The sequence below is a fragment of the Chryseobacterium vietnamense genome, from assembly GCF_031454475.1.
Taxonomy (GTDB): Bacteria; Bacteroidota; Bacteroidia; order Flavobacteriales; family Weeksellaceae; genus Chryseobacterium; species Chryseobacterium vietnamense.
Genome location: NZ_JAVDQX010000002.1, coordinates 276,617 through 296,031, shown reverse-complemented (window position 1 = coordinate 296,031; position 19,415 = coordinate 276,617). Strand labels below are relative to the sequence as shown.

At 34.7% G+C, this 19,415-nt stretch carries 23 protein-coding genes and 1 riboswitch; of the genes, 21 read left to right on the top strand and 2 right to left on the bottom strand.

From position 1 onward, the window contains the following. Positions 1-7: 7 nt before the first annotated feature. From J2786_RS10640 to J2786_RS10575, 14 genes are all read left to right on the top strand, one after another. Complete coding sequence (locus J2786_RS10640) at positions 8-520, top strand: hypothetical protein (RefSeq protein WP_310025127.1); 513 nt, start codon at positions 8-10, stop codon at positions 518-520. 32 nt (positions 521-552) lie between these two features. Continuing rightward, positions 553-1,101 carry a hypothetical protein gene (locus J2786_RS10635; RefSeq protein ID WP_142017959.1) on the top strand — a complete coding sequence of 183 codons (549 nt, stop codon included), beginning with the start codon at positions 553-555 and terminating at the stop codon, positions 1,099-1,101. Positions 1,102-1,204: 103 nt separating this feature from the next. Continuing rightward, the gene (locus J2786_RS10630) at positions 1,205-1,846 is read left to right on the top strand and encodes a DUF6563 family protein (RefSeq protein WP_310025124.1); all 642 of its coding nucleotides are present in this window, start codon (positions 1,205-1,207) and stop codon (positions 1,844-1,846) included. A gap of 71 nt (positions 1,847-1,917) precedes the next feature. After that, positions 1,918-2,667 carry a hypothetical protein gene (locus J2786_RS10625; protein ID WP_310025122.1) on the top strand — a complete coding sequence of 250 codons (750 nt, stop codon included), beginning with the start codon at positions 1,918-1,920 and terminating at the stop codon, positions 2,665-2,667. Positions 2,668-2,715: 48 nt separating this feature from the next. Further along, positions 2,716-3,234 (top strand): hypothetical protein, encoded by a 519-nt coding sequence (locus J2786_RS10620; protein WP_047435277.1) that lies wholly within the window; start codon positions 2,716-2,718, stop codon positions 3,232-3,234. Next, on the top strand, positions 3,221-3,655 hold the full coding sequence (locus tag J2786_RS10615) for a hypothetical protein (protein WP_047435278.1): 435 nt from the start codon (positions 3,221-3,223) through the stop codon (positions 3,653-3,655). The genes J2786_RS10620 and J2786_RS10615 overlap by 14 nt, the downstream gene beginning before the upstream one ends. 161 nt (positions 3,656-3,816) lie before the next feature. Next, positions 3,817-5,355 (top strand): serine hydrolase, encoded by a 1,539-nt coding sequence (locus J2786_RS10610; protein ID WP_310025119.1) that lies wholly within the window; start codon positions 3,817-3,819, stop codon positions 5,353-5,355. 128 nt (positions 5,356-5,483) lie between these two features. Then, entirely contained in the window at positions 5,484-5,867 is a 384-nt protein-coding gene (locus tag J2786_RS10605) for a 5-carboxymethyl-2-hydroxymuconate Delta-isomerase (RefSeq protein WP_047435284.1), read from the top strand. A gap of 36 nt (positions 5,868-5,903) precedes the next feature. After that, a complete protein-coding gene (locus J2786_RS10600) occupies positions 5,904-6,407 on the top strand; it encodes a DinB family protein (RefSeq protein ID WP_047435287.1) in 504 nt (167 codons plus the stop codon). 57 nt (positions 6,408-6,464) lie between these two features. Beyond that, the gene (locus J2786_RS10595; protein ID WP_047435289.1) at positions 6,465-7,238 is read left to right on the top strand and encodes a hypothetical protein; all 774 of its coding nucleotides are present in this window, start codon (positions 6,465-6,467) and stop codon (positions 7,236-7,238) included. A gap of 495 nt (positions 7,239-7,733) precedes the next feature. Further along, complete coding sequence (locus tag J2786_RS10590; RefSeq protein WP_310025112.1) at positions 7,734-8,510, top strand: alpha/beta fold hydrolase; 777 nt, start codon at positions 7,734-7,736, stop codon at positions 8,508-8,510. Positions 8,511-8,519: 9 nt separating this feature from the next. Then, positions 8,520-8,873, top strand: coding sequence for a DUF2200 domain-containing protein (locus J2786_RS10585; RefSeq protein ID WP_047435295.1), 354 nt, complete (start codon positions 8,520-8,522; stop codon positions 8,871-8,873). A gap of 146 nt (positions 8,874-9,019) precedes the next feature. Then, positions 9,020-9,145: riboswitch (FMN riboswitch) on the top strand. 92 nt (positions 9,146-9,237) lie between these two features. Beyond that, entirely contained in the window at positions 9,238-9,885 is a 648-nt protein-coding gene (gene ribB / locus J2786_RS10580; protein WP_047435297.1) for a 3,4-dihydroxy-2-butanone-4-phosphate synthase, read from the top strand. Positions 9,886-10,019: 134 nt separating this feature from the next. After that, positions 10,020-11,018 (top strand): T9SS type A sorting domain-containing protein, encoded by a 999-nt coding sequence (locus tag J2786_RS10575; RefSeq protein ID WP_047435299.1) that lies wholly within the window; start codon positions 10,020-10,022, stop codon positions 11,016-11,018. 61 nt (positions 11,019-11,079) lie between these two features. Here J2786_RS10575 and J2786_RS10570 read toward each other — a convergent pair whose 3' ends face one another. Next, on the bottom strand, positions 11,080-13,164 hold the full coding sequence (locus J2786_RS10570; RefSeq protein WP_047435300.1) for an outer membrane beta-barrel protein: 2,085 nt from the start codon (positions 13,162-13,164) through the stop codon (positions 11,080-11,082). A 165-nt stretch (positions 13,165-13,329) separates the two neighbouring features. On the opposite strand from J2786_RS10570, the gene J2786_RS10565 reads away from it, so the two are divergent. Next, a complete protein-coding gene (locus J2786_RS10565; RefSeq protein ID WP_047435303.1) occupies positions 13,330-14,082 on the top strand; it encodes a hypothetical protein in 753 nt (250 codons plus the stop codon). A 110-nt stretch (positions 14,083-14,192) separates the two neighbouring features. Beyond that, entirely contained in the window at positions 14,193-15,485 is a 1,293-nt protein-coding gene (locus tag J2786_RS10560) for an MFS transporter (protein ID WP_047435306.1), read from the top strand. A 59-nt stretch (positions 15,486-15,544) separates the two neighbouring features. Here J2786_RS10560 and J2786_RS10555 read toward each other — a convergent pair whose 3' ends face one another. Further along, complete coding sequence (locus J2786_RS10555) at positions 15,545-15,760, bottom strand: hypothetical protein (protein ID WP_047435309.1); 216 nt, start codon at positions 15,758-15,760, stop codon at positions 15,545-15,547. A 218-nt stretch (positions 15,761-15,978) separates the two neighbouring features. Between J2786_RS10555 and J2786_RS10550 the strand changes: the two genes are divergently transcribed. From J2786_RS10550 to J2786_RS10530, 5 genes are all read left to right on the top strand, one after another. Continuing rightward, positions 15,979-16,653, top strand: a complete 675-nt coding sequence (locus J2786_RS10550; RefSeq protein WP_310025105.1) for a DUF4919 domain-containing protein — start codon at positions 15,979-15,981, stop codon at positions 16,651-16,653. A gap of 211 nt (positions 16,654-16,864) precedes the next feature. Further along, complete coding sequence (locus J2786_RS10545; RefSeq protein WP_047435313.1) at positions 16,865-17,716, top strand: alpha/beta fold hydrolase; 852 nt, start codon at positions 16,865-16,867, stop codon at positions 17,714-17,716. Next, entirely contained in the window at positions 17,716-18,186 is a 471-nt protein-coding gene (locus J2786_RS10540) for an RNA polymerase sigma factor (protein WP_047435315.1), read from the top strand. Before J2786_RS10545 ends, J2786_RS10540 begins: the two co-directional genes overlap by 1 nt. Then, positions 18,176-18,769 carry a hypothetical protein gene (locus tag J2786_RS10535; protein WP_047435318.1) on the top strand — a complete coding sequence of 198 codons (594 nt, stop codon included), beginning with the start codon at positions 18,176-18,178 and terminating at the stop codon, positions 18,767-18,769. The genes J2786_RS10540 and J2786_RS10535 overlap by 11 nt, the downstream gene beginning before the upstream one ends. Next, positions 18,766-19,380: a class I SAM-dependent methyltransferase gene (locus J2786_RS10530; protein WP_047435322.1), complete on the top strand. Its 615-nt coding sequence runs from the start codon at positions 18,766-18,768 to the stop codon at positions 19,378-19,380. Before J2786_RS10535 ends, J2786_RS10530 begins: the two co-directional genes overlap by 4 nt. Positions 19,381-19,415: the final 35 nt, after the last annotated feature.

The following is a 19,415-nucleotide window of genomic DNA, read 5'->3' as shown; positions in this document are numbered from 1 at the left end:
TTTCAAAATGAAACGGATCCTGCCAATTTTAATTTTATCCATCATTGATTTTCTGGCCATCTGGATCTGGTTCTACGATATTGATCCTGATCCCAGCATTTCTATTGCTGTTGTAATAATTTATCCTTTATTGTTTTTTATTAATCTGCTGGCGGGAGGCATTTTGTGGATAACAAAGAAAAAAAATTTATCTCTGTTGTTTATCATCAATTCTGTTGTTTCTGTTGTGATCGCTAGTTTTCTTTGGCCCAATGCTATCAGAAGACACCAAAATCGAATTTGGATCAGCTATAGCTTTCATCACAATGCAAAAAATTATAATATTAGTATTCACAAACCCGATCATACATTTATGATGACAGGATCTGTAAATCCAGGAAGTTCGACTTCATTTCTGGAAGGAGTTTGCCACTATGAAAACGGAAAAATAATTTTAAAAACGGATTCTACACGATATAGTATTGAACACAATGTATTAATAGGATTTACAAAAAATAAAATTCAGCTAAAAAAGGAATAACAACCCTTTATAAAACATGTTCCAATAAAGCTATGAAAAAAACATCCTTATTCATTTTCGCTTCATTTATACTATTGAGCTGTTCCGAGAATTCAATACGGTCACTAGATTTTGGTGATTTTAGATTAAAGGCTCCAGGAAGTTGGAAAAAATTGAAACCGGAAGCTTGTGATAGTAATGCCGGAATTATCATCACAAAAAATAATGATTCGATTTTTTATGATTACGGACCTTATTCCTATTCATTAGAAGAAAATATCGCGATTATTAGCAGAAAAGATTTCAACGAACTTCTAGCAGTGAATCCAAAGGCTGATACAACCCAATTTATTGTCATTGATAAAAATACAAACAGGGAAGATTTTGTCAAAAGTAAAATAACCTATAAAAAAATTGATGGATATAAGGCAAAAATAGTAGAACCCAAACAAATTGGAAAAGGAATAACAGGAATTTACATTGACAGCCTCAAAACAGATCCCATAGGAAATATCAAGTTTAATTTATATGGTATTAATCTGAAGAAAGAAAGTCAGGTAGAACTTTTAAAAGCAATTCAGACATTACAGTTTAGAAAATAATATAATTGAGAATTACTTTCTATGGTATTGAATAAAATATCTCCAATAATGATTTCCCATTAACTTTTTTATATTTTTGCTCTGCTAAAAAATTAATAAACCCATGAAACTGTATATTTTATTTGCTCTTCTTTTTATTTCCAGCATAGTAACTGCACAAGAAAAAGAATATCCATCCATCAAAAAAGGAGATTTTCCGGAAGGCATTTATATGACTTTGGAAGATGTTTTAAATAAAAAACCATCTTCAACCGAAGAGGTCTATTTCAAAGCCTGCGAAAAATGTGATTCTCTTGACATGCCGGAAAAAGCATTCTTTTATTTCAAACAAAAAAACAAGAGGGTAAAAGTTCCATTAGCTGTTTCGCATAAAGGAGAAATGTATTTTCAGACCTATCGAAAATACACCAACAAGAAAGATAATGGTTATGATCCTGACCAATATTCAAGATTTTGCAAAGTTCTGAACTATGGAAGATTCATTTATTTTGAAGAAAACATGAAAGGCTTATGGTCCAAGGCACTCTTAGGAGCATTAACTCCTCTTGCCTACTCTATTAACGGAAAAACCAAAGGAATTGTTTTAGATTTAGACAATAAAGAATTTAATATTCTGCAAAACTGTGATGATTTAAATGATTTTCTATCCAAACATGACATTCCTGAATTTCAATGTAATTCAGAAACCTTCACTATTGGAGATTTGAGAACAAAAATTGAAGAGATCAATCTGCCTTATCGCTAATTGAATGTTGACGATATATTGAAAGCTCTTCTGTTACAAGAGGAGCTTTATTTCTTTAAAACTTTTAGACTATGAAAAAATTTTTGCCAGTTTATCTTTTGTTTTTCTCATGTCTGTTATGGGCTCAGAAAATCATTTACCCTAAATATATTAACGAGCAAAACTTAAATAAAAATTCTATAGAAAAAACGGAAGACATTGATCTTTTCAGATACAAGCAAATACAATACATCGGTCAGCCTGAAAAAAATATTACGCTCAGCTATACTGGCAGTGAATGGCATAGTAAAATTTTAGAAAAACATTACAGGACTAATAACTCCACTGTTCTTATTCATGAATTTAATAATCGTCAATATAAGGATCTTCGGATTTTTGTAGATACATCCCAAAAAACACCATTAATTAAAACATATATTGATACTACAAAAATATCAAATCTGGACTATGATATTAAAATGGATAGTTTAGCAGCTGGCTTAAAGCTATCAAAAGAGATTCCATTCATTATAACGTATTATGATGGATTTCCCGTTACTATTTATAATATGGAAGAAAAAGAACGAATAATTGGCTTTGGTAATAATGTGATATTAGAACTTGAGGGTTTAGATAAAAATCACCAATGGAAAAAAATATATGATTTCAGAAGATATATGTGTGGAACAGGTATTAAGTTTTTCGTTTTAAAACCAAAAGAAATAGCAACTGTCTTTGAACCTCGATTAAGTGGTAATTTTAAAACAAAATTCAGATACAGATTGGGAAATATCCTATCGAACGAATTTGACGGAAGTATCAATGAACATTATATTGAATGATCGTCATTCAGTTAGATAATATTAAAATATTTAAAAACTTGCCTAAATATGCCCACCACCATTAAAATAAAAAATAAAACCAATTGGGCTGTGACCATTATATTGGGCTTGGGTTTACTCCTGCTTACTTTTATTATTCTGATTATTATTCCTCTTACAAGCCTTCAGGAGGAAGGTTTCTTTTTCATTTTACATTATATTTCATTTACGGCTCCCTTTGCAGCGTTTTTTATACTATTCTTGTATATCTGGTTATGGAATACCTTCGGGAAAACAATACTTATTATTGAACCAGAACAAATAACAGTCCGATATAAAAACAAATTATTTGCAAGTCCGAAAACTTATCTAAAAAAAGAAATTGATCAGATTCAGGTAAAAGATTTCCAGGTAGAAAAATATAAATTCGGGGTTCGTTATCACTTTTCTCTGAGTGGCTCAACCTACTCTGTTGTTTTTGTACATAATGGCAATGAAATAAGAATTATAAACTGGATTACAGAAACCAAAGCCAGTGAAATTGTGAATGAAATAAAAAAAAGTTGGTGTTACAATGAAAAAAACTGATCAGTCAAAGCATCGTATATGCATTTCAAAAATTAAAAGAAGCACCATTCAGCCTTATGATGTTTTTCAATGGACAAAGTTTTATGAAGATAATCACACTTTTTTTGATGCATATTCTAATATTCCTATCCAATTACAAGGAGAAGAATTGCTGATCTGTTCTACCATTATCGATTTCAATAATTACAGTATTCTTACGACTCAGAGATTGATCACATCCGAAAATGGAGTCTTAGAGTCCGGACTTATTATGCATGCCGAAAATGGATGGTATGGAAATTTTAAAGGACACGGAAATGAGAAGTTCACCTTCGGAAAAATTATTCTTGAAAATGGAAAAACCTTAAAATATTTTATTGAAACAGGAAAAGCATCAATGATCATGGTCTACGGTGTTAACACCTTAATTCAAATTACATAAAGTCAGAACTATTCTTCAACAAAAAATATTTTCCAAAAAATTTCATGTAATATTATCACACCTAAAAGTGTCTTACTTTAAAATATTATATGAAAGCTATTGTAATGTGTCTGGTTTTATTACTTACAACACATCCCCTTTTTTCACAAAAATCCAAGAAGTTGGAAGAGTTATTTTCCACGTATGAAAAAGCAGGACTGTTCAATGGTTCTGTTTTAGTTGCTGAAAAAGGAAAAGTTATTTTTGAAAACAGCTATGGCTATAGAAATGCTCCTAAAAAAGAGAAAAACACCAATAACAGCCTCTATCGGGTTTTCTCCACCACAAAAATGTTCACAGCAACGGTTATTTTTCAACTGGAAGAACAGGGGAAATTATCTCTAAACGACAAACTCTCCAAATACTACCCTGACTTTCCGAAAGGTGACAGCATTACCATTGCCCATCTTCTTTCCCACACTTCAGGAATTCCCAATGATACGAACTCTGAATATACAATAGATGAAGCAACATTTTTAAAATACATTACTGCAAAACCTTTGAATTTTTCCCCTGGAAAAGATTGGGATTATTCCAATTCCGGGTATTATATTCTCGGTTATATTATCAAGAAAGTTACAGGTCTGAATTATGATCAAGTCATAGAAAATAACATCCTGAAACCCCTGAAAATGAATCACAGTGGATTCAACTTTAATAATGTGACAGATAAAAATAAAGCATTGGGATATGAATTTTTATCAGATAAAAGCTCTAACGAAGCATTACGTTTCAAAACCGATCATCCTTTTGGAGCCGGAGCCATGTATTCTACGGTGGAAGATCTTTTTAAATTTAATGAAGCATTAAAGAACAATATTATTCTGAAAAAAGAAACTACAGACAGAGCTTTTACTCCTTACCTTAAGGATCACTATGGTTTAGGTTTTCAGATTTCGAATGTATTTGATAAAAAAAGAGTGGGTCATGATGGCGGCGGACCTGGCTACAGAAGCAGATATTACAGAGTTCTGGAGGATGATATTTGTGTGATTATAATTTCAAATTCAGAACTTTCACACACGGATTTTATTTTTCCTCTGGTAGAAAAAATACTGTACAATAAACCATATAGCATCCCGACCATTGCAAAAGTGAGTGCAGAGGATTTAAAAAAGCTGGAAGGAGTTTATTCCACTGAAAATTCAAACTTTTATATTAAGAGTGCTGATGGGCAACTGGTTTTCAAAGAGGGCAGCTATCCCAGAAACGCTCTGTTACCAAAAAGCAAAACTTCTTTTCAGCTGGATGAGAAATTCACCTGTACATTTCAGCCTGATCAGGATGGAAAAATAAATACCCTGGTCATACATTTCTGGGATGGAACGGTAAAAACAGCCAAAAGAAACACCAATGCTCTTACATGGGGAATTATTGGAAATGCCACCCCCAATGGCTGGGATGGAAAAGATATTCCGCTACAAACAGATCCTAAAAACCCGAATATCTATTTTCTGAAAAATTATAAACTGAATAAAGGTAATTTAAAATTCAGATTTAATAATGACTGGGGATATAGCCTGGGTCTGAATAATGATAACAAAAGTATAGCCTTCGATGCCTATGATTTCCCCATCTATGAAGATGGAATTTATGATATTGTCCTTGACATGACCAATGCGGTAAAACCACAATACACCATTAAAAAATTAAATCTATAAAACCGCATTAATAAAGCAAAAATCACACATATTAAAACCATTTTGTTTCAGAATGGTTTTTTATTTTGAATATCCATTGCTATTTTTATTATTTTTATCTCACACAAAATCAACACAAAATATAATCTATGCCCCATTTTATTATAGATTGTTCGCAGGATATTCTTCAGCAGAGAACACCCGATGAATTAATGGATGCCGTTTATGAAGTGGCTGATGCAACAGGGCTGTTTGCTCCCAATGACATCAAAGTACGGCTCCATCCATATCCATATTACAGATTAGGAGCCGGCAAAAATAACTTTCTGCATGTGTTCGGTTATATTATGCAGGGCCGCAACACTGAACAAAAAGCTAATCTTTCGAAACAGATCAGTATCCGGCTTTCAGAATTGCTTCCTGACATCTCTTTTCTTTCTGTCAATATCAATGATTTCGAAGCGGCAACCTATAGCAATAAAGCCCTCATCAATCCTGAAAACCCAGGCCAAGACAGGCATTTCGGTTTATAACATTCTCCCTTACACACACAACTAAACATTAATATTATGAGCTTAAAAACATTAGTCAACAAAAGTGTACAGTACAACAATTGGGTAGTCAATAAATACATCGACTGGTTATCCACAAAGTCTGACGAACAGCTGAATCAGGAAACTATTTCCAGTTTTCCTACTATTTTAAAAACATTACATCATATCTGGCAAACACAGGAATACTGGTGGAGCCATATTTCTGAAAAAAATGATTTTGATTTTACTAAAACTACAGAAACCACCGACAAAGAAGATGTTTTCATTGCCATAAGAAACAATTCTCAAAAACTGGTGGATTATGTGGAAAGCTTATCTGAAGAGGATCTTGCAAAAAATGTGAAGATTGAATCCCAATGGTTTCAATGTGATTTTTCCAAATATGAATACATCCAGCATGCTATTCTTCACGGGACATATCACAGAGGGCAGATTGTAACAATGGGAAGAAATATAGGGATCACTGATGCTCCGATGACCGATTTTAATTTCTGGAATATTTACAAAGATCAGCAATAAAAGACATATCTTTTCTACCATTTAAAAGATAGTAATTTATAGTTTGCCCCCATTATTATGACCACTAAAACCATAGAACTTGATTTATTTCAGGAGAATATCAAACACCTTTCAACTGATGAGCTCGGGAATTTTATTGTGATAACCTCCAGAAACAGAATTGTACTCTCTGACAGAACAATACCATTAGAATTAGGAGTGGATATTGTAATGGCTAAAATCATTAATGAAGAAAAAATTTTAATTGTACTTCATCACTCAACTTCAATAGAAAATGCTTTAATCATTGACTATACAGGAAAATCCTATGCCCGATTTAATATTGGAACTTCAATAAATGACATTAAAATAAATGGCAAAAAGATAATAGTATCGTATTTTGATGAAGGTGTTTTGCGAGGTGATAAACCTGACTGTGATGCCCTGGCTGTATTCAATCATAAAGGAGAACAGGTTTTTGGTTTTAATTCGGGCAATGTACAAAACCCGCTTATCGATTGTTATTGTGCTGCCAACTTGGGAAATGGAAAAATAGTTTTTAATGGTTATGGAAATTTTCTTTTACAGGAGTTGGATCTCAATAACTTTAATCTTGCCAGCTATAAAGTTCCACCTCTATGCATAGGTGCCAGGTCTGTATCTGCAAAGGCAGATAATATCATATTTCATTCAACCTATGAAGACAAAACAAATTTTTTCATTTGGAATCTTCAAACAGATGAATTTTACTCAATAGATTCGGAGTTTAAAAACCTTCAGTCTACCGAAAATGGAATATTTTACCAGGTCAACAGAAAATCATTTACTATCATTAATCCATTAGAATCATAAACTTTGTGGATAAATACCATAGAGGCTTTTAGAATAGTAAGAAAAAAAAAACTTATATATCTGATTTTAAAACAATTAAAGTAAACACAGGCAGTTATCCGCATTTTCAATTATTTGTGGATAACTTTCTGTTATTCAATTTTTGTTGTGGATAAAATATGGATAAGTTTTTACACCATCAAAAAACACCCACATAAACACATGAAAATCATTACTTTACAATGTATATATTTTTTTATAGTTTTTCCACAATAGAAAATAGTATGGATAAGTTCTGTGGATAAGTTTTCCACATCTTTTAGCTTTTCGCGTTCATATTTTAAAGATCTCCTGGGAACACTTTATGAGATCATTATCATCAACCTGAGATTAAAAGATAAATTCTACAGTTATCATTCAATACAGACATATTTTTACATTCTGATCATTAGATTTCCAACAGTCTTTTCGTAAATTAGACTTTAAAATAAAATAGACCAATACTTTTAATTTAATATGGAAAAGTACGCAATATCATCAGACGGCCAGAAAATTCATTATAAAGAATCCGGAAATAGAAATCCTACTCTGATCTTCGTCCATGGGTGGCTTGGGAATACTGAATGGTGGGCAGCCCAGCAGGAATATTTCAACAACATGTACCACATTGTACAAATGGATCTTGCCGGACATGGAAAATCGGATTCTTCAAGACAGAAATGGATGAGTGAAAAATATGCTGATGATATTAAAGCAGTTGCTGATGCTGTTAGTTCTCAGGAAATAATCCTGGTAGGACATTCGATGTCCGGAGCTTATGCCCTGGAAGCGTCTTTAAAAATCCCCAAGGTAAAAGCGATCATCCTGATAGACACGTTAAAAAACCTGGATGAATCTTTTACAGAAGGACAGGCTGGAGAAGTGCTTTCTCAATACAAAAAGGATTTCAAACACACTGTGGAAAACTTTCTGCCACAATTTTTGTTTGCAGAAGGAACACCGCCTGCTGTAAGAGAAAGAGTACAACATGAATTTCTTCAACACGAACCAGAATTGGCAATCAATGCACTGTGGCCTTTGTATAAAACAGACTTCAAAATGGTTGCGAAGCAGATTCAGGTACCTGTTATAGCTATCAATTCTGACGCTTCTCCTACTCATCTGGAAAACAATCGTAAATACTTGAACAGCTATGATTATGTTACCATTGAAGGAGTCGGACATTATCCTATGCTGGAAAAACCTGATGAATTCAATACCATTTTGGGTGGCGTTATCAAAAAATTAATCTAATATATATTCATGCAGAACACCAGAATTTTTACAACCGCTTTCGCAAGTGTCTATCCACATTACATTCAAAAAGCTGAGAAAAAGGGACGTACTAAAGAAGAGGTACATCAAATCATATTCTGGCTGACGGGATATGATGAAAATGATCTGCAGAAAATACTCAATAACAAAACCGACTTTAAAACTTTCTTTGAACAGGCACCTCAGCTTAACCCAAATGTTTCATTGATCAAAGGAGTCATCTGTGGATATCGTGTAGAAGAAATTGATGATGAGCTCATGAGAAATATCCGGTATCTGGACAAACTGATTGATGAACTGGCGAAAGGAAAGAAGATGGAGAAAATATTAAGAACAACCTGAAAATATAAATTCAAAAGAGTGATTGCTAAATATGATTAAAAACGCTTCTCCAATTCAAAAAACTTCCCGAAATTTGCGGTCTGTGCGTTAAATACTATTCAATGAAATAAAAATTTAAATTAAAACATACAGCAAAACTTAGTATAAGTTTTCTTCGGGGCAGGGTGAAATTCCCTACCGGCGGTTACAGTCCGCGACTCCTTTCTTATGAAGGGACTGATCTGGTGAAATTCCGGAACCGACAGTTAAAGTCTGGATGGGAGAAGAAAATGAGATGACCAATAAGATTCCTTATGGACTCTTGTTGCGTTGTATTTCATTTCCATGTACCGAAGAGTATTTTAACTTTTAAAAGTAAAATAACATGGAAAAATTATTAGAACAATTCGGAGCTACCTCCAGAGAACGTGTAGAAAAAGCACTTCAAACATTACAGCAGGGAAAAGGTATCCTACTGGTAGATGATGAAAACCGCGAAAATGAAGGCGACATCATCTTTCCCGCTTCCACTATTACAGAACAGGACATGGCGCTTCTGATCCGAGAATGCAGCGGTATCGTATGCTTATGTATTTCTGAAGAAAAAAGCCGCCACCTCAACCTTCGTCCGATGGTGGAAAACAACAATTCAAAAAATCAAACCGCATTCACTATTTCCATTGAAGCAAGAGAAGGAGTGGAATCAGGAGTTTCTGCAAAAGACCGTGTAACCACGATCAGAACTGCTGTAGCAGCAAATGCGCAGGCAGAACATATTGCAAGTCCCGGACATGTATTCCCTCTGATTGCAAGAAAAGATGGAGTATTCGAAAGACGCGGACATACCGAAGGCAGTGTAGATCTTGTAAAAATGGCTAATCTTGGTGAAGATGCCGTACTTTGTGAACTGACGAATGAAGACGGTTCCATGGCAAGGCTTCCTGAAATTGTGGACTTTGCCATCAAAAAAGAAATGAGTGTCGTAACCATTGAAGATATTTATGCGTATCGTACCATGGTAATAAGCAATTAAACTTAACATTTTTAACGCACAGACCGCCTGTTGATCCGATCAACAGGCGTTTTTATTAAAAATATAATTAAAAAGAGAAAAAAATTAACATTTGAATACTATTTTTTAATTATTTTTAACAAAAAATTCTGACTATGAAAAAATCTTTACTCCTTTTACTAGGAGCGTCTGCCATGATGTCTGCGCAGATCACGCTTACAAAAGCATCCAATGATCCTATTTCCGGAAACGTTATCAATTATAATAACACAGCCGGTACCGTAAACAACTCTGCAACAGGACCAAACGCAACATTTTCAAATGGAGGACTTACAATGGGAGCCGCGTCACAAACAACCTATTCCACTCCTACTTCTACTGAAATAGCAACGTTCCCGGGTTCTACTCTTAAAATGGTAGATGGAGGAACAACCGTTTATTACAAAGCGTCAACTACTAAACTGGAAATTACAGGAATTGTAAATACACAGGCAACTTTAAATTTTAGTGTGGATAATGGTACTCATATTAATTATCCTACAACGTACGGGCCAACACAGAACGACACCGCGAAAGGTACTTTTTCCTCATCTTCTGCCAGCGGATTATTCAGTGGTACAATGACTGCTATTTCTGATGCATATGGAACTTTAATTATAGGAAATCAAACATACAATAATGTTCTGAGAGTAAAATTCACACAGAATTTCAATCTCTATTCAGCTCTGGATGTTACTTATTCTAACCCTATCGGAACAATTACCAATATAGCATATTCTTATTACGATGCTTCTCACAGATATGCACTGCTTAATTCTACAAGCGGAAATATCAGCATTCCATTGTTGAGCATCAATCAGAATGTAAAAACTACATTTGCATTAAGTGAAACATTCCTGGCTGTAAACAATGCAGTGAAAAAAGAAAACCTAGTGGTTTATCCAAATCCAGCACAGGATTTTATCGGTTTCAAAGGAAATACAGATAATTATTCCAAGGCAGATATTTACAGTCTGGATGGTAAACTGGTTAAAACTTCAGATGTAAAATCCGGAAATATACAGATCTCAGATCTTCCGCCAGCATCTTATTTCATTCAGGTCAGTGGGAAAAATGCTGCTGATACAAAGAATACGAAATTCATCAAGAAATAATAAAACAAAATCCCCGCTCCTACAAATGAGCGGGGATTTTTATTAACATTCAAATGAGCATCTAGAAAGTAGCTGCTGGAGCCGTTTCGTTATTAAGCTTTCGCTGAATTTCTGTCTTTTTTCCTTTGGAGAAATCATAACTCAGCCCTACTACAAACATTGATTTATTGTTCATTATTTGTGTATGAACTTTATAATCTACCAGGCTTTCCGGTAAACTTTTTGTTTTATACTCTGAAGGCATTCCTATCCAATACATTCCTGTGGAAAATGTCCAGTTTTTACGTTTATAGCTCAGAAAAATATTATTCTGATTTTCATTGGTATTCAGGAATGCTCCACTAAGGCTATACACCGGAATATTGAACTGATACTGAACGGAGAAAGATTTATACTCTGAAGAAAGCGAAAAATAATTTCCTAAATAATTATTTTTAATCAAAGCCCCTTTACTTGTTCTTACCGTTTCTGAAGTTGGTGTAATCACAGCTTTTATAACAAGGAGACTATTTCCAAAAGGTTTATAAGATCCTGTCAATTGAACTCCATACCTCTGCGCATTTTTTCCGTTTTCGTAAGTTAAGGCATACCCATTCAACATCTCATCCTGAACATAATACTGATTGATCACCCTGTTGGTATATCGGTAAAACAAACCTGCATTAAAATCAAAATACTTATTATTAAAGGAATAGTTCAGATTATTGGAAAAGACCTGTTGGGATTTTAAGAAAGGATTTCCTCTCTGAACTATATTAGGAGCCAGCTGTACCACATTACTGCTCAAAGCATTACTCCAGGGACTTACCGGATTATAACTTGATGTAAAACGAAGATTCTGATTTCCTTTTATCTGATAAGCTAAAATAACCTTCGGGGTAAAAGTCCATTCATCAAAAGTATTCTCTGCACTTTTGTTATGAATATTGGTAAGACCGGCTCCGATACGATAGCTGAACTTATTTACTTTTCCTGAAAATTCGGTGTAGAAATACTGTTCCAGATAATTGACACTGTATTGGGAAGATCCTGAAAGATTATTCAGATCATTGGAAATAGAAGACCTCGATATACGGTATCCGGATGAAAGCTTTCCTGCAGTGAAATCATGTACGTGCGCCAACTCTCCTACCAAACTAGTTTGTTTTGCTTTCAATACCATATCATTATCATATACAGATAATCCTGAACCTACGATCCATTCTTTGGCTGTTTCTGTGGTATTGGTAGTGTAATGAGAACCTACTATATTGATACTCAACTCATCCTTTTCGCCCATTTTTTTAGAATAATAAAGATCCAGCTTAGGAATCACGTAATCTGATCCATTATTTTTAAACATACTGTGCTCCTCTTTCAGATTATCTTCAGTAAAGGCACTCTGCCCCACTCCTTTTGAAAATCTGCTGAAAATATCCATATTCAGTTTAGCCTGAAAAGCATAATCGTCAGGAGCAAGCCTGGTATAACGCAAAGCAACATTCTGAAAAGTATACCCGAAATGATCTTTTCTGTTTTCATCAGAACGATAATGCTTTCCGTTCAGCTGGTAATCATAGATGCTGTTTACTCTCCGGTCATCATAATCCCTCACATTCAGGGAATATTCTAGTCCGAAATTATTTTTTCCTTTTGTATAATTGGCATAAGCAGAACCGTTCACAAATCCGGTATTCAAAGCGGTAGAGACATCTGCCCCAAACACATACCCTGTTTCTGTAGATTTTGTAAGAATATTAACTACAGTATCTGCTCTCGTAGCCCATCTTGCCGGCGGAATATCATAATACTCCACTTTTACAACCTCAGTGGGTGCAACACTTCGGATCTGCATATCTGTAGCTTCAATCCCGTTGATAAGAAATAGTGTAGTTCCTCCTTTTGTACTGGTAATGGTATTTTCTACCGGATTCAGTTGTAACTCCGGAAGTGTGCTGAGCAAATCTTTCGCATAGCGTGCTCTATCCAGCGCTTCTTTATCGAAAGTATAAACAGCTTTATCTGCAAATTGTTTTTTACGCTGTGATTTCAAAATAACTTCCTGAATTTCTTTAGGGACCACTGCATCAACGGTATCATTTTTCTTCTCCTGAGAAAACATAAAAGCACTGCAAAGAAATAAGATGGTATATATAGTTTTTTTCATGTCTGAAGATGAATTATACTATTAGGACAATCAATTACCGATGACTATTACATTTATAACCGTAAACAATTAGAAAATCGACCTATTTTTCTTCATATTCTGATTATTATGTTAAATTCAGCCCGTTTTTTGCTGGTATTTTTTTACATCACAAAATATTGAGTCATGAAAAAAGCATCCATACTAATTCCGTGCTTCCTGTTTTCGGCCTTGGGAGCTCAGGAAATGCAGAACAGCCCGGCAGAGAAGATGAATATCATCAAGACCAATGTCACGGCTTACGCATTCAGAAATATTAATCTTTCCTATGAAAGAGCCATCAACCAATGGTTTTCCGTGAATGTCGGTTTTGGAACTATGACTGAAGGAAAAGTACCTTTTATCAATGCTTTTCTGAAAGATGAAGATGAAAAAAGATTCCAGAATCTGAGGGTAAAAGCCACTAATTTCACCATAGAGCCAAGATTTTATATCGGAAAAGGCTATGGAAAGGGGTTTTATTTTGCGCCTTATTACCGATACTCAAGTGTTACGTCCAATACTTTTGATTTTTATTATGATTATAATGGCCCGAATGGAGTGACTTATCCAATTCCCCTTAAAGGACATGGAGACACCAAAGGAAACAGCGGTGGACTCATGGTAGGGGTACAGTTCTTTCTGACCAGAAGCCAGAATCTTGTCCTGGATTTCTGGATCGCCGGAGCCCATTATGGAAGTGGAAAAGGTGATTTTACCATGACGTCAGATTATGTACTGACACCTGATATGCAGGCTCAGCTTAAAAAGGAAATTGAAAATCTGGATATTCCGTTTGTTAAGTATACCGTAGAAACCAATGCCAATGGTGCCAGAATAAAAGTGGACGGACCGTGGGCAGGTTTCAGAAGCGGGCTTTCCATTGGATATAGATTTTAAAAAATTATTCCGACAGAGTATTCAACCGTTCTTTTTTAGGAACGGTTTATTTTTTTCTGAAATTTGTATCTTGGATCCCATTATTAAAAAAACTTTCTGGAAATACATCTATGGACTCAAACTCAATCACCACAGGCCAAAGAATCAAAGCCATTATTGGCGGATCTATCGGAAATCTCGTTGAATGGTATGATTGGTATGCGTATGCAGCCTTTGCCATTTATTTCTCCCATTCATTCTTTCCTGATTCCGATCTGAATGCCCAACTGATGAATACTGCAGGTATTTTCGCAGTAGGCTTTCTGATGCGTCCTATCGGCGGATGGCTGTTTGGGAGTATAGCAGATAAAATCGGAAGGAAAAAAGCGATGACGCTTTCTGTTCTGCTGATGTCTTTTGGATCGTTATTAATTGCTCTTACTCCCACTTATCAATCAATAGGTATCCTGGCTCCTTTATTGCTTTTACTGGCAAGATTACTTCAGGGATTAAGTGTTGGCGGTGAATATGGAGTTTCGGCAACTTACCTCAGCGAAATGGCCACGCAGGACAGAAGAGGATTTTATTCAAGTTTTCAATATGTCACCTTAATAGGCGGGCAGCTTATCGCATTGGGAATTCAGCTTGTTTTACAGAAACTTTTACTTACTGAGGCTCAGCTGGAGGAATGGGGATGGAGAATTCCTTTTGTAATTGGGGCATTGCTTTCTATCATTGCATTATATCTTCGGGCTAATCTTCATGAAACCGAAGCATTTGAGAATAAAAAAGAAGTCAGCGAAAAGAAAAAGGGAACAGTAAAAGAACTTCTGAAACATCCTAAAGCTTTGCTTACAGTGGTAGGGCTGACATTGGGAGGAACATTGGCCTTTTATACTTATACAACTTATATGCAGAAATTCCTGGTGAATACCGTACACCTTACAAAGGAGGAATCTACATTAGTCTCATTTATTTCACTCTTTATATTTGCATGTCTTCAGCCTGTATTTGGAAGTTTATCTGACAAAATAGGAAGAAGACCGCTTCTTTTAGGCTTTGGTATTTTGGGAACATTATGTACTGTTCCGCTTCTTACGGCACTGAGTACAACTACTTCAATCTGGGGAGCTTTTTTCCTGATTATGGCAGCTTTAATTATTGTAAGTGGCTACACATCCATCAATGCAGTGGTAAAAGCAGAACTTTTCCCTTCCGAAATCAGGGCACTTGGCGTTGGCTTACCTTACGCTATTACGGTTGCAGTATTTGGAGGAACAGCGGAATATATTGCACTATGGTTCAAAAAGATTGGTTCCGAAGAATACTTTTATTGGTACATTACAGGATGCATTCTTTTTTCTCTGATTGTTTATATCGGAATGAAAGACACAAAAAAGACTTCTACACTGGATAAAGATTAATATCAGAAATAGTATAAAAAGCGAGCGCCACAGAAAAACTGCAGCGCTCGTTTTATTTCTTAATGATAGGCCTGTTTAAATTTTTCAATCATACTATCCAGATTATGACGCTGGACGTATATACTTTTTACCTCCTGATACCTCGGTGATTTGTAGAAAACCTCGTGGAAATCCATGCTACCGTTTCCTACTTTTACAACTTTCTGTACTTCGATATTCAACTTTCTCAATTCGTCTTTGAAGACTTTAAATTCATCTTGGATACTACTGCTCATTAATATTTATAGTTTTTTAGTTAAAAATTCCATTCACCCCTTCAAATATGAGGGGTAACCTCTCAAATTCCGAATAAAGTTAGTAAATTTATTGACACAAAGTAACACTTTGACAATATTTTATTATTTTTTTTACAAATAGTATGTCTATATTATTTGATTGATGCATAATTCGTATTTTTAATCTCACAAAAAATGGTAACAACCTTATACAAACCATGAATATTAAAGCATTTTTTTCTTTATTTTTCTTAGCCCTGCTTACTTTCCTGCATGGTCAGAAAATGGAATTCAAAGCACCGGATTATACTGCTATTCAAAAAAATATTGAAGATAAAAATTCAGAATTCTATTATCCGAAACTTTTAAAGAAGTTAAAACAGAACGATACGCTTCTCACCAGCAATCAATATCGTCATCTTTACTTCGGATATACCTTCCAAAAAGAGTATCAGCCTTATAAAATCGGAAAGAAGTCTGAAGAAGTTGCCAAATATTATCGTGGAGAAGATATTTCACAAAAAGATCTTTCAAAGGGAATCCAGCTGTTTTTGGATGCTTTGGATGAAAATCCCCTGGATTTGCGTGCCATGAATTATCTCGCTTACCTGTATCATTTAAATAATGATGACGTTACTGCTGAAAAAATTGCGGGAAATTTCCATGGATTATTAAATGCTATTCTGACCTCGGGAGATGGCCTGACTTGTGAGACGGGTTTTCATGTTATTTCTGTGACAGATGAATACGTCCTTTTAAACAGATTTCAAATGGAAACAAAATCACAAAGTCTGAAAGGAAAATGTGATTACCAGGAATTTGAAAAAGACAAGTACAAAGTACCCGGATTTTATTTTGATATCAGCAGATTCTACGGAAGGATATTGGATTAATAATTTTCTGAAACTTATTCATTATTTCATACCATTTTATTATTCAAAAAGAACTGCTATCAACTTTTATAAGATTAAATTCATATGATTTTGCCCTAAACAGGAGGGTTAAGAAGGAGGAGAATTTTTTTTCAAAAAAAATTAAATTTTGTGTAACATTTTTTAAAGGTTCGTCTCTAAAAGACAAATAAACTTTAAAACTTTAGAAATCATGAAAAAATTCACATTCCTTCTGATCATCATGTTATTTTTTTTAGCAATATGCAATATATTCGGCCAACAAACAACTTATCCGTTTGAAGTAAAGAAAACAGGAAAAGGGAATCAGTCGTTAATTTTCATTCCGGGATTTGCCTCTTCGGGTGATGTTTGGAATGAAACAACCTCAAAGTTTGAAAAAGAATTCACCTGTTATACTTTAACAATGGCTGGATTCGCAGGAACAAAACCACAGACTGATGCCAGTTTTAAAGACTGGGAGAAAGAAATAGCAGCATACATCAGGAATAATAAAATTGACAAGCCTATCCTCATCGGGCACAGTATGGGAGGAGGTCTTGCCCTGGCTATTGCAGCTGATTATCCTGAACTTATAGGCAAAATTATCATTGTAGACACACTGCCATGCCTGGCAGCCCTATCTGATCCTAATTTTACTTCTAAAGAAAACAATGACTGTTCGGCTACCATTACTCAGTTGACAGCAATGAACGACGAACAGTTCCGAAAAATGCAGGCACAAGCTATGCCACGTCTCTTAGCCGATACTTCGATGCAGGAAACCGTGATCAGCTGGAGCATGAAATCAGACCGAAAAACATTCGGTAAGATGTACTGTGATTTTTACAATACCGATCTCAGAGAAAAAATAAAAAATATCCAATGTCCTTCCCTTATTCTTCTGGAATCTTTTTTTGTTAACCTCAAATCAACGATTGAAGAGCAGTACAAAAATTTAAAGAATGCCAATATGCAGTATGCTTCAAAGGGATTACACTTTATTATGTACGATGATAAGGATTGGTATTTTAACCAGCTTACTCACTTTTTATCTGCGAAATAATGATTTTTGAAGAGATATACGAACTCTATTGGCAAAAGATATTCCGACTGTGCATGGGATATGTGAATGATTCTGAACTTGCCCGGGATCTTGCTCAAGAAACTTTTATCATTGTCTGGCAGCAGCTTCCCAAATTCAGGAATGAATCCAGCGTAGGAACATGGATTTTCAGGATAGCTTCCAATAACTGTCTCCGACAGATTGAGAAGGAAAAGAAATTTGCTAAAACAGATCTCCCCATCAATCTGGAAGAAAAAAAGCAGGAATCTATGGAACCTCAGATACAAATGTTGTATCAGTTTATTTCGGAGCTGGCGGAAACAGACAGAATTATTATTTCATTGGAACTGGAAGAGATAAAACAGGCCGAGATAGCCCATATCGTTGGACTTTCAGAATCTAATATCAGAGTAAAAATTCACAGAATCAAGGAAAAATTAACACAAAAGTTTAAAGAAAATGGCTACTAATATCGATTTTAAAAATATATGGAAGCAGCAGACTTCCAACAAACCGAATATAGAAGAACTTCTGAGCAAGCTGAAAAACTTCAGAAACCAAAATCTCCGTAAGCTGATTCTGGCCAATATTTCATTGATCATCACCTCATTATTAATTATTTATATCTGGTATCGTTTCCAGCCTCAAATGATGACTACAAAAATCGGGATTGTGCTTGTCATTCTGGCCATGGTTATGTTCCTTTTTGCTTATAATAAAATGTTTATGGTTTTTTACAAAATTGATCAGACCCAATCGAATAATGAATATCTGCAGAGTTTATATGTAGTAAAAAGTAAGCAGAAATTTATGCAGACCACTATTCTCAACTTATATTTTATTATGCTTTTTCTGGGAATAGGCTTTTACATGTATGAATACACTTCAAAAATGACATTAAGTGCAGCGATTCTGACCTATACGCTGACATTAGCATGGATTGCTTTTAATTGGTTTTATTTAAGACCTAAAACAATAAAGAAACAGCAGGGAAAACTTGATGAATTAATTAATAAATTTGAAGAGATCAATAATCAATTAAAAGAATCATGATATCTTCAGACAACAAAAATCATTGGGAAAATGTATATGAAACAAAGAATCCTGAACAGGTAAGCTGGACTCAGAAAAAGCCACAGACCTCCCTTGACTTTATCAAATCTTCAGGCTTGGGAAAAGAGGCTAAGATTATTGATATTGGCGGCGGCGACAGCAACCTTGTTGATTTTCTTCTTGAGGAAGGTTACGAAAATATTACAGTCCTTGATATTTCGGCCAAAGCGCTGGAAAAGGCTCAGAAAAGACTGGGTGATTCTGCATCAAAGGTAAAATGGATTGTCACAGATATTACAGCTTTCGAGCCTGCAGAGACGTATGATATCTGGCATGACAGGGCTGCTTTTCATTTCCTTACAACTCCGGAACAGGTTTCAAAATATATTGATATTGCAGAAAAGAATGTGAATAACTTTATAATCCTTGGAACTTTTTCCAAAAACGGACCTACGAAATGCAGCGGATTGGATATTCAGCAGTATGACGAGGAATCATTATCAGAAAAATTTAAAGAAAGCTTTGAAAAAATAAAATGCATTACTGAAGATCATATCACCCCTTTTGAAACTGTTCAGAATTTTGTTTTCTGTAGTTTTAAAAAGCATTAAATGAATTATATATTTAAATAAAAAAGAGAATCGTG

Excerpts from the sequence above, each read along its gene's own strand:
- J2786_RS10640 (WP_310025127.1), top strand. The coding sequence starts at position 8 with ATGAAACGGATCCTGCCAATTTTAATTTTATCCATCATTGATTTTCTG.
- J2786_RS10635 (WP_142017959.1), top strand. The coding sequence starts at position 553 with ATGAAAAAAACATCCTTATTCATTTTCGCTTCATTTATACTATTGAGC.
- J2786_RS10630 (WP_310025124.1), top strand. The coding sequence starts at position 1,205 with ATGAAACTGTATATTTTATTTGCTCTTCTTTTTATTTCCAGCATAGTA.
- J2786_RS10625 (WP_310025122.1), top strand. The coding sequence starts at position 1,918 with ATGAAAAAATTTTTGCCAGTTTATCTTTTGTTTTTCTCATGTCTGTTA.
- J2786_RS10620 (WP_047435277.1), top strand. The coding sequence starts at position 2,716 with ATGCCCACCACCATTAAAATAAAAAATAAAACCAATTGGGCTGTGACC.
- J2786_RS10615 (WP_047435278.1), top strand. The coding sequence starts at position 3,221 with ATGAAAAAAACTGATCAGTCAAAGCATCGTATATGCATTTCAAAAATT.
- J2786_RS10605 (WP_047435284.1), top strand. The coding sequence starts at position 5,484 with ATGCCCCATTTTATTATAGATTGTTCGCAGGATATTCTTCAGCAGAGA.
- J2786_RS10600 (WP_047435287.1), top strand. The coding sequence starts at position 5,904 with ATGAGCTTAAAAACATTAGTCAACAAAAGTGTACAGTACAACAATTGG.
- J2786_RS10595 (WP_047435289.1), top strand. The coding sequence starts at position 6,465 with ATGACCACTAAAACCATAGAACTTGATTTATTTCAGGAGAATATCAAA.
- J2786_RS10590 (WP_310025112.1), top strand. The coding sequence starts at position 7,734 with ATGGAAAAGTACGCAATATCATCAGACGGCCAGAAAATTCATTATAAA.
- J2786_RS10585 (WP_047435295.1), top strand. The coding sequence starts at position 8,520 with ATGCAGAACACCAGAATTTTTACAACCGCTTTCGCAAGTGTCTATCCA.
- ribB (WP_047435297.1), top strand. The coding sequence starts at position 9,238 with ATGGAAAAATTATTAGAACAATTCGGAGCTACCTCCAGAGAACGTGTA.
- J2786_RS10575 (WP_047435299.1), top strand. The coding sequence starts at position 10,020 with ATGAAAAAATCTTTACTCCTTTTACTAGGAGCGTCTGCCATGATGTCT.
- J2786_RS10570 (WP_047435300.1), bottom strand. The coding sequence starts at position 13,164 with ATGAAAAAAACTATATATACCATCTTATTTCTTTGCAGTGCTTTTATG.
- J2786_RS10565 (WP_047435303.1), top strand. The coding sequence starts at position 13,330 with ATGAAAAAAGCATCCATACTAATTCCGTGCTTCCTGTTTTCGGCCTTG.
- J2786_RS10560 (WP_047435306.1), top strand. The coding sequence starts at position 14,193 with ATGGACTCAAACTCAATCACCACAGGCCAAAGAATCAAAGCCATTATT.
- J2786_RS10555 (WP_047435309.1), bottom strand. The coding sequence starts at position 15,760 with ATGAGCAGTAGTATCCAAGATGAATTTAAAGTCTTCAAAGACGAATTG.
- J2786_RS10550 (WP_310025105.1), top strand. The coding sequence starts at position 15,979 with ATGAATATTAAAGCATTTTTTTCTTTATTTTTCTTAGCCCTGCTTACT.
- J2786_RS10545 (WP_047435313.1), top strand. The coding sequence starts at position 16,865 with ATGAAAAAATTCACATTCCTTCTGATCATCATGTTATTTTTTTTAGCA.
- J2786_RS10540 (WP_047435315.1), top strand. The coding sequence starts at position 17,716 with ATGATTTTTGAAGAGATATACGAACTCTATTGGCAAAAGATATTCCGA.
- J2786_RS10535 (WP_047435318.1), top strand. The coding sequence starts at position 18,176 with ATGGCTACTAATATCGATTTTAAAAATATATGGAAGCAGCAGACTTCC.
- J2786_RS10530 (WP_047435322.1), top strand. The coding sequence starts at position 18,766 with ATGATATCTTCAGACAACAAAAATCATTGGGAAAATGTATATGAAACA.